The sequence below is a fragment of the Brevundimonas sp. genome (genome assembly GCF_013912005.1).
GTDB lineage: Bacteria > Pseudomonadota > Alphaproteobacteria > Caulobacterales > Caulobacteraceae > Brevundimonas.
Window position 1 is genome coordinate 1 of sequence record NZ_JACESB010000040.1, and the last position, 7,534, is coordinate 7,534.

At 67.7% G+C, this 7,534-nt stretch carries 9 protein-coding genes; 5 read left to right on the top strand and 4 right to left on the bottom strand.

Translation table 11 applies throughout. The features are described 5' to 3' along the window. The 4 genes from H2038_RS14705 to rpsL (H2038_RS14720) all read right to left on the bottom strand — a co-directional run. The coding region (locus H2038_RS14705; protein WP_292114729.1) for a GTP-binding protein at positions 1-91 on the bottom strand (91 nt) is incomplete at its 3' end. Positions 92-179: 88 nt separating this feature from the next. Next, positions 180-2,261: an elongation factor G gene (gene fusA / locus H2038_RS14710; protein ID WP_292114870.1), complete on the bottom strand. Its 2,082-nt coding sequence runs from the start codon at positions 2,259-2,261 to the stop codon at positions 180-182. 137 nt (positions 2,262-2,398) lie between these two features. Then, positions 2,399-2,872: a 30S ribosomal protein S7 gene (rpsG, locus tag H2038_RS14715; RefSeq protein WP_292114873.1), complete on the bottom strand. Its 474-nt coding sequence runs from the start codon at positions 2,870-2,872 to the stop codon at positions 2,399-2,401. A 39-nt stretch (positions 2,873-2,911) separates the two neighbouring features. Continuing rightward, complete coding sequence (gene rpsL / locus H2038_RS14720; protein WP_292114874.1) at positions 2,912-3,283, bottom strand: 30S ribosomal protein S12; 372 nt, start codon at positions 3,281-3,283, stop codon at positions 2,912-2,914. A gap of 325 nt (positions 3,284-3,608) precedes the next feature. Between rpsL (H2038_RS14720) and H2038_RS14725 the strand changes: the two genes are divergently transcribed. The 5 genes from H2038_RS14725 to H2038_RS14745 all read left to right on the top strand — a co-directional run. Then, positions 3,609-4,067: a hypothetical protein gene (locus H2038_RS14725; RefSeq protein ID WP_292114877.1), complete on the top strand. Its 459-nt coding sequence runs from the start codon at positions 3,609-3,611 to the stop codon at positions 4,065-4,067. Between the two features lie 184 nt (positions 4,068-4,251). Then, the gene (gene rpsL, locus H2038_RS14730; protein WP_292114874.1) at positions 4,252-4,623 is read left to right on the top strand and encodes a 30S ribosomal protein S12; all 372 of its coding nucleotides are present in this window, start codon (positions 4,252-4,254) and stop codon (positions 4,621-4,623) included. Positions 4,624-4,662: 39 nt separating this feature from the next. After that, on the top strand, positions 4,663-5,136 hold the full coding sequence (gene rpsG, locus H2038_RS14735) for a 30S ribosomal protein S7 (protein ID WP_292114879.1): 474 nt from the start codon (positions 4,663-4,665) through the stop codon (positions 5,134-5,136). A 137-nt stretch (positions 5,137-5,273) separates the two neighbouring features. Continuing rightward, positions 5,274-7,355 (top strand): elongation factor G, encoded by a 2,082-nt coding sequence (gene fusA / locus H2038_RS14740; RefSeq protein WP_292114882.1) that lies wholly within the window; start codon positions 5,274-5,276, stop codon positions 7,353-7,355. Positions 7,356-7,443: 88 nt separating this feature from the next. Then, positions 7,444-7,534, top strand: a 91-nt coding sequence (locus H2038_RS14745) for a GTP-binding protein (RefSeq protein ID WP_292114729.1), incomplete at its 3' end; no start/stop codon positions are given.

Consider the following 7,534-nt stretch of genomic DNA (forward strand, 5'->3'; position numbering starts at 1 on the left):
CCGCCGTCAGCGTCGTCTTGCCGTGGTCCACGTGACCGATCGTGCCGATGTTGCAGTGCGGCTTCGTGCGTTCGAACTTTTCCTTGGCCATTCTCTTCTCTCCGTCCCCTGAGAGGGGGCGTTCCTTCGGGTTTCAGGGGATCCGGCGGGCCCGGGCGGCCCGCCGGTTACGCTTGGGTTCAGGCGCTGTACTTCTTGATCACTTCGTCGGCGACGTGCTGCGGCACCGGGTCGTAGTGGTCGTACTGCATGGTGAAGGCGGCGCGGCCCTGGGACATGCCGCGCAGGGTGTTGACGTAGCCGAACATGTTGGCGAGCGGCACGAAGGCGTTCACCACCGTGGCGTTGCCGCGCATGTCCTGGCCCTGGATCATGCCGCGACGACCGTTCAGGTCGCCGATGACCGAGCCCAGGTATTCCTCCGGCGTCACCACCTCGACGGCCATGATCGGCTCGAGCAGCTTCGGCCCGCCCTTCTCGCGCAGCTCCTTGAAGGCGGCGCGCGAGGCGATCTCGAAGGCCAGCACCGAGGAGTCGACGTCGTGGAAGGCGCCGTCCACCAGGGTGGCCTTGAAGTCGATCAGCGGGAAGCCGGCCAGCAGGCCGTTTTCCTTGGCCGAAGTCAGGCCCTTCTCGACGCCCGGGATGTACTCCTTGGGCACCGCGCCGCCGACGATGGCGCTCTCGAACACGAAGCCCGAGCCCGGCTCGCCCGGCTCGAACACCAGCTTGACGCGGGCGAACTGGCCGGTGCCGCCGGTCTGCTTCTTGTGGGTGTAGTCGATCTCGGCCTTGCGGCTGATCGATTCCCGGTAGGCCACCTGCGGCGCGCCGATGTTGGCCTCGACCTTGTAGGTGCGCTTCAGGATGTCGATCTTGATGTCGAGGTGCAGCTCGCCCATCCCCTTGAGGATGGTCTGGCCCGACTCGTGGTCGGTCGAGACGGTGAAGGACGGGTCCTCCGAGGCCAGCTTGGCCAGGGCGACGCCCAGCTTCTCCTGGTCAGCCTTGGACTTGGGCTCGACGGCGATCTCGATCACCGGGGCCGGGAACTCCATGCGCTCCAGGATCACCGGCGACTTGATCGGGTCGCACAGGGTGTCGCCGGTGCGGGTGTCCTTCAGCCCGGCCAGGGCGACGATGTCGCCGGCGTAGGCTTCCTTGATGTCCTCGCGGTTGTTCGAGTGCATCAGCAGCATGCGGCCGACGCGCTCCTTCTTGTCGCGGGTCGAGTTCAGCAGCGACTGGCCGGTCTCCATCTTGCCCGAGTACAGGCGGCAGAAGGTCAGCGAGCCGACGAACGGGTCGTCCATGATCTTGAACGCCAGCACCGACAGGGGCTCGTCGTCCGACGCCTTGCGGGTGACGGGCTCCTCGGTCTTGAAGTCGATGCCCGGGGTCGGCGGGATGTCGACCGGCGACGGCAGGTAGTCGACGACGGCGTCGAGCAGGGTCTGCACGCCCTTGTTCTTGAACGCCGAGCCGCACAGGATCGGGTAGAAGGCGCCGGTCAGCACCGCCTTGCGGAGGCACTTCTTCAGGGTCTCTTCCGACGGCTCCTGGCCCTCGAGGTAGGCCTCCATGGCCTCGTCGTCGAGCTCGACCGCATTGTCGATCAGGTACTGGCGGGCCTCGTTGGCCTTGTCGACCAGGTCGGCCGGGATGTCCTCGTCATGGTAGGAGGCGCCGAGACCGTCGTTGTCCCAGACCACCGCCTTCATGCGGACCAGGTCGACCAGACCGGTCAGGTTGGACTCGGCCCCGATCGGGAACTGGATCGGCACCGCCTTGGCGCCGAGGCGGTCGCGGATCGACTCCACCGACTTGTCGAAGTCGGCGCCGATCTTGTCCATCTTGTTGACGAAGACGATGCGCGGCACGCGGTACTTGTCGGCCTGGCGCCAGACGGTTTCGGTCTGCGGCTCCACGCCGGCGTTGCCGTCCAGCACGGTCACGGCGCCGTCCAGCACGCGCAGCGAGCGCTCGACCTCGATGGTGAAGTCCACGTGGCCGGGGGTGTCGATGATGTTCAGCCGCTTGCCCTGCCAGAAGGCGGTCGTGGCGGCCGAGGTGATGGTGATGCCGCGCTCCTGCTCCTGGTCCATCCAGTCCATGGTCGCGGCGCCGTCGTGGACCTCGCCGATCTTGTGCGACTTGCTGGTGTAATAGAGGATCCGCTCGGTCGTGGTCGTCTTGCCCGCGTCGATGTGGGCCATGATGCCGAAGTTGCGGTAGTCTTCGATTTTATGCGTGCGGGGCATGGGAGCGTGCCTTGCGGTCAATGCGGCGCCGCGTCGGGCGCCTCGGGATGTCGGATAAGCGAGCGCGGGCGATTTAGCTCAAACCGCCCGCGCCGGATAGTCGGTAGATAGGGGCCCCGGGGGGTCCCTTTAAGGCGTTACCAGCGGTAGTGGCTGAAGGCGCGGTTGGCCTCGGCCATCTTGTGGGTGTCCTCGCGCTTCTTCACCGCGGTGCCGCGGTTGTTGGAGGCGTCCAGCAGCTCGGCCGCCAGCTTCTCGGTCATGGTGTTTTCGCCGCGGTTGCGGGCGGCGTTGACCAGCCAGCGGATGGCCAGGGCGCGACGGCGGTCCGGGCGGACCTCGACCGGCACCTGGTAGGTGGCGCCGCCGACGCGACGCGACCGGACCTCGCCCGCCGGGGCGACGTTGTCGAGCGCGGCGTGGAAGGTCTCGACCGGGGTCTGATCCTTCTTCTTCTCGCCGAGGATGTCGAAGGCGCCGTAGACGATGTTCTCGGCCACGGCCTTCTTGCCCTCGTACATGACGTAATTCATGAACTTGGTGACGATCAGGTCGCCGAACTTCGGATCCGGCAGGACTTCGCGCTTCTGGGCGCGGTGACGACGCGACATGGGGTGTTACCTTCTCTGGATCTTCGTGGGCGCTGCGGCTTACTTCGGACGCTTGGCGCCGTAGTGCGAACGGCGCTGCTTGCGGTCCTTGACGCCCTGGGTGTCGAGCACGCCGCGCAGGATGTGGTAGCGGACGCCCGGAAGGTCCTTCACGCGGCCGCCGCGGATCAGCACCACCGAGTGCTCCTGCAGGTTGTGGCCCTCGCCGGGGATGTAGCACACGGCCTCGATGCCGGTGGTCAGACGCACCTTGGCGACCTTACGCAGCGCCGAGTTCGGCTTCTTCGGGGTCGTGGTGTAGACGCGGGTGCAGACGCCGCGGCGCTGCGGGCAGCCCTTCAGGGCCGGGACCTTGTTGCGGGCCGGCTTGGGGGCGCGCGGCTTGCGGATCAGCTGGTTGATCGTGGGCATCGGATACTCGTTCTCTTCGATCGATGGGGGCGTGTGCCTTTCGGCCGGAGCGCCCCGGTGGCCTTCTTTTCGGACGGCGACGTCGCCGCCCCGGGTGAGGTTCCGAGCCGGTCCCGCGACAAAAGACAAAAGCCGGAACGCGCGCTAAGGACGTTCCGGCGGGCGCAGCCCGTGTCTTCGGTTGTCACGATCGCGGAGGCGCCCGGAGGCGCCCTCTCGAAAGTGCGCGGCTTCTACGCCCCGGGGCGGCGAAGGTCAAGGGCGCAGGGCCGCCCCATTGCCGCCACGCTCGCCCCCTCACCTCGCCGGCGGACAGGGAGGACGCATGCGGGGGCCGGCAGGGATCCAGGCGACAGGCGGGCGGCGCTGGCGGACGCCGGCGCTGGTGGCCGGGTCGCTGGCGGTCCATCTGCTCGTCCTCGGCCTGCTGGGCCTGCGCGCGGTGCGCCTCGACCTGCCGCCCGCCGAGCGCATCATCCAGCTGCAGCTGGATGATGCGCTCGGCGGGCGGCAGGTCGAGGCGCACCGCGCGCAGGCCCAGCAGGCCGAGGACGAGCAGATGGACCGCCAGCGACCCGGCCACCAGCGCCGGCGTCCGCCAGCGCCGCCCGCCTGTCGCCTGGATCCCTGCCGGCCCCCGCATGCGTCCTCCCTGTCCGCCGGCGAGGTGAGGGGGCGAGCGTGGCGGCAATGGGGCGGCCCTGCGCCCTTGACCTTCGCCGCCCCGGGGCGTAGAAGCCGCGCACTTTCGAGAGGGCGCCTCCGGGCGCCTCCGCGATCGTGACAACCGAAGACACGGGCTGCGCCCGCCGGAACGTCCTTAGCGCGCGTTCCGGCTTTTGTCTTTTGTCGCGGGACCGGCTCGGAACCTCACCCGGGGCGGCGACGTCGCCGTCCGAAAAGAAGGCCACCGGGGCGCTCCGGCCGAAAGGCACACGCCCCCATCGATCGAAGAGAACGAGTATCCGATGCCCACGATCAACCAGCTGATCCGCAAGCCGCGCGCCCCCAAGCCGGCCCGCAACAAGGTCCCGGCCCTGAAGGGCTGCCCGCAGCGCCGCGGCGTCTGCACCCGCGTCTACACCACGACCCCGAAGAAGCCGAACTCGGCGCTGCGTAAGGTCGCCAAGGTGCGTCTGACCACCGGCATCGAGGCCGTGTGCTACATCCCCGGCGAGGGCCACAACCTGCAGGAGCACTCGGTGGTGCTGATCCGCGGCGGCCGCGTGAAGGACCTTCCGGGCGTCCGCTACCACATCCTGCGCGGCGTGCTCGACACCCAGGGCGTCAAGGACCGCAAGCAGCGCCGTTCGCACTACGGCGCCAAGCGTCCGAAGTAAGCCGCAGCGCCCACGAAGATCCAGAGAAGGTAACACCCCATGTCGCGTCGTCACCGCGCCCAGAAGCGCGAAGTCCTGCCGGATCCGAAGTTCGGCGACCTGATCGTCACCAAGTTCATGAATTACGTCATGTACGAGGGCAAGAAGGCCGTGGCCGAGAACATCGTCTACGGCGCCTTCGACATCCTCGGCGAGAAGAAGAAGGATCAGACCCCGGTCGAGACCTTCCACGCCGCGCTCGACAACGTCGCCCCGGCGGTCGAGGTCCGGTCGCGTCGCGTCGGCGGCGCCACCTACCAGGTGCCGGTCGAGGTCCGCCCGGACCGCCGTCGCGCCCTGGCCATCCGCTGGCTGGTCAACGCCGCCCGCAACCGCGGCGAAAACACCATGACCGAGAAGCTGGCGGCCGAGCTGCTGGACGCCTCCAACAACCGCGGCACCGCGGTGAAGAAGCGCGAGGACACCCACAAGATGGCCGAGGCCAACCGCGCCTTCAGCCACTACCGCTGGTAACGCCTTAAAGGGACCCCCCGGGGCCCCTATCTACCGACTATCCGGCGCGGGCGGTTTGAGCTAAATCGCCCGCGCTCGCTTATCCGACATCCCGAGGCGCCCGACGCGGCGCCGCATTGACCGCAAGGCACGCTCCCATGCCCCGCACGCATAAAATCGAAGACTACCGCAACTTCGGCATCATGGCCCACATCGACGCGGGCAAGACGACCACGACCGAGCGGATCCTGTATTACACGGGCAAGTCCCACAAGATCGGCGAAGTCCACGACGGCGCCGCCACCATGGACTGGATGGACCAGGAGCAGGAACGCGGCATCACCATCACGTCGGCCGCGACGACCGCCTTCTGGCAGGGCAAGCGGCTGAACATCATCGACACCCCCGGCCACGTGGACTTCACCATCGAGGTCGAGCGCTCGCTGCGCGTGCTGGACGGCGCCGTGACCGTGCTGGACGGCAACGCCGGCGTGGAGCCGCAGACCGAAACCGTCTGGCGCCAGGCCGACAAGTACCGCGTGCCGCGCATCGTCTTCGTCAACAAGATGGACAAGATCGGCGCCGACTTCGACAAGTCGGTGGAGTCGATCCGCGACCGCCTCGGCGCCAAGGCGGTGCCGATCCAGTTCCCGATCGGGGCCGAGTCCAACCTGACCGGTCTGGTCGACCTGGTCCGCATGAAGGCGGTGGTCTGGGACAACGACGGTCTCGGCGCCTCCTACCATGACGAGGACATCCCGGCCGACCTGGTCGACAAGGCCAACGAGGCCCGCCAGTACCTGATCGACAATGCGGTCGAGCTCGACGACGAGGCCATGGAGGCCTACCTCGAGGGCCAGGAGCCGTCGGAAGAGACCCTGAAGAAGTGCCTCCGCAAGGCGGTGCTGACCGGCGCCTTCTACCCGATCCTGTGCGGCTCGGCGTTCAAGAACAAGGGCGTGCAGACCCTGCTCGACGCCGTCGTCGACTACCTGCCGTCGCCGGTCGACATCCCGCCGACCCCGGGCATCGACTTCAAGACCGAGGAGCCCGTCACCCGCAAGGCGTCGGACGACGAGCCCCTGTCGGTGCTGGCGTTCAAGATCATGGACGACCCGTTCGTCGGCTCGCTGACCTTCTGCCGCCTGTACTCGGGCAAGATGGAGACCGGCCAGTCGCTGCTGAACTCGACCCGCGACAAGAAGGAGCGCGTCGGCCGCATGCTGCTGATGCACTCGAACAACCGCGAGGACATCAAGGAAGCCTACGCCGGCGACATCGTCGCCCTGGCCGGGCTGAAGGACACCCGCACCGGCGACACCCTGTGCGACCCGATCAAGTCGCCGGTGATCCTGGAGCGCATGGAGTTCCCGGCCCCGGTGATCGAGATCGTCGTCGAGCCCAAGTCCAAGGCTGACCAGGAGAAGCTGGGCGTCGCCCTGGCCAAGCTGGCCTCGGAGGACCCGTCCTTCACCGTCTCGACCGACCACGAGTCGGGCCAGACCATCCTCAAGGGGATGGGCGAGCTGCACCTCGACATCAAGATCGACATCCTGAAGCGCACCTACAAGGTCGAGGCCAACATCGGCGCGCCGCAGGTGGCCTACCGGGAATCGATCAGCCGCAAGGCCGAGATCGACTACACCCACAAGAAGCAGACCGGCGGCACCGGCCAGTTCGCCCGCGTCAAGCTGGTGTTCGAGCCGGGCGAGCCGGGCTCGGGCTTCGTGTTCGAGAGCGCCATCGTCGGCGGCGCGGTGCCCAAGGAGTACATCCCGGGCGTCGAGAAGGGCCTGACTTCGGCCAAGGAAAACGGCCTGCTGGCCGGCTTCCCGCTGATCGACTTCAAGGCCACCCTGGTGGACGGCGCCTTCCACGACGGCGACTCCTCGGTGCTGGCCTTCGAGATCGCCTCGCGCGCCGCCTTCAAGGAGCTGCGCGAGAAGGGCGGGCCGAAGCTGCTCGAGCCGATCATGGCCGTCGAGGTGGTGACGCCGGAGGAATACCTGGGCTCGGTCATCGGCGACCTGAACGGTCGTCGCGGCATGATCCAGGGCCAGGACATGCGCGGCAACGCCACGGTGGTGAACGCCTTCGTGCCGCTCGCCAACATGTTCGGCTACGTCAACACCCTGCGCGGCATGTCCCAGGGCCGCGCCGCCTTCACCATGCAGTACGACCACTACGACCCGGTGCCGCAGCACGTCGCCGACGAAGTGATCAAGAAGTACAGCGCCTGAACCCAAGCGTAACCGGCGGGCCGCCCGGGCCCGCCGGATCCCCTGAAACCCGAAGGAACGCCCCCTCTCAGGGGACGGAGAGAAGAGAATGGCCAAGGAAAAGTTCGAACGCACGAAGCCGCACTGCAACATCGGCACGATCGGTCACGTGGACCACGGCAAGACGACGCTGACGGCGG

Bases quoted from the DNA above. Each gene is read 5' to 3' on its own strand.
- fusA (WP_292114882.1), top strand. From the start codon at position 5,274: ATGCCCCGCACGCATAAAATCGAAGACTACCGCAACTTCGGCATCATG.
- H2038_RS14725 (WP_292114877.1), top strand. From the start codon at position 3,609: ATGCGGGGGCCGGCAGGGATCCAGGCGACAGGCGGGCGGCGCTGGCGG.
- rpsG (WP_292114873.1), bottom strand. From the start codon at position 2,872: ATGTCGCGTCGTCACCGCGCCCAGAAGCGCGAAGTCCTGCCGGATCCG.
- rpsL (WP_292114874.1), bottom strand. From the start codon at position 3,283: ATGCCCACGATCAACCAGCTGATCCGCAAGCCGCGCGCCCCCAAGCCG.
- fusA (WP_292114870.1), bottom strand. From the start codon at position 2,261: ATGCCCCGCACGCATAAAATCGAAGACTACCGCAACTTCGGCATCATG.
- rpsG (WP_292114879.1), top strand. From the start codon at position 4,663: ATGTCGCGTCGTCACCGCGCCCAGAAGCGCGAAGTCCTGCCGGATCCG.
- rpsL (WP_292114874.1), top strand. From the start codon at position 4,252: ATGCCCACGATCAACCAGCTGATCCGCAAGCCGCGCGCCCCCAAGCCG.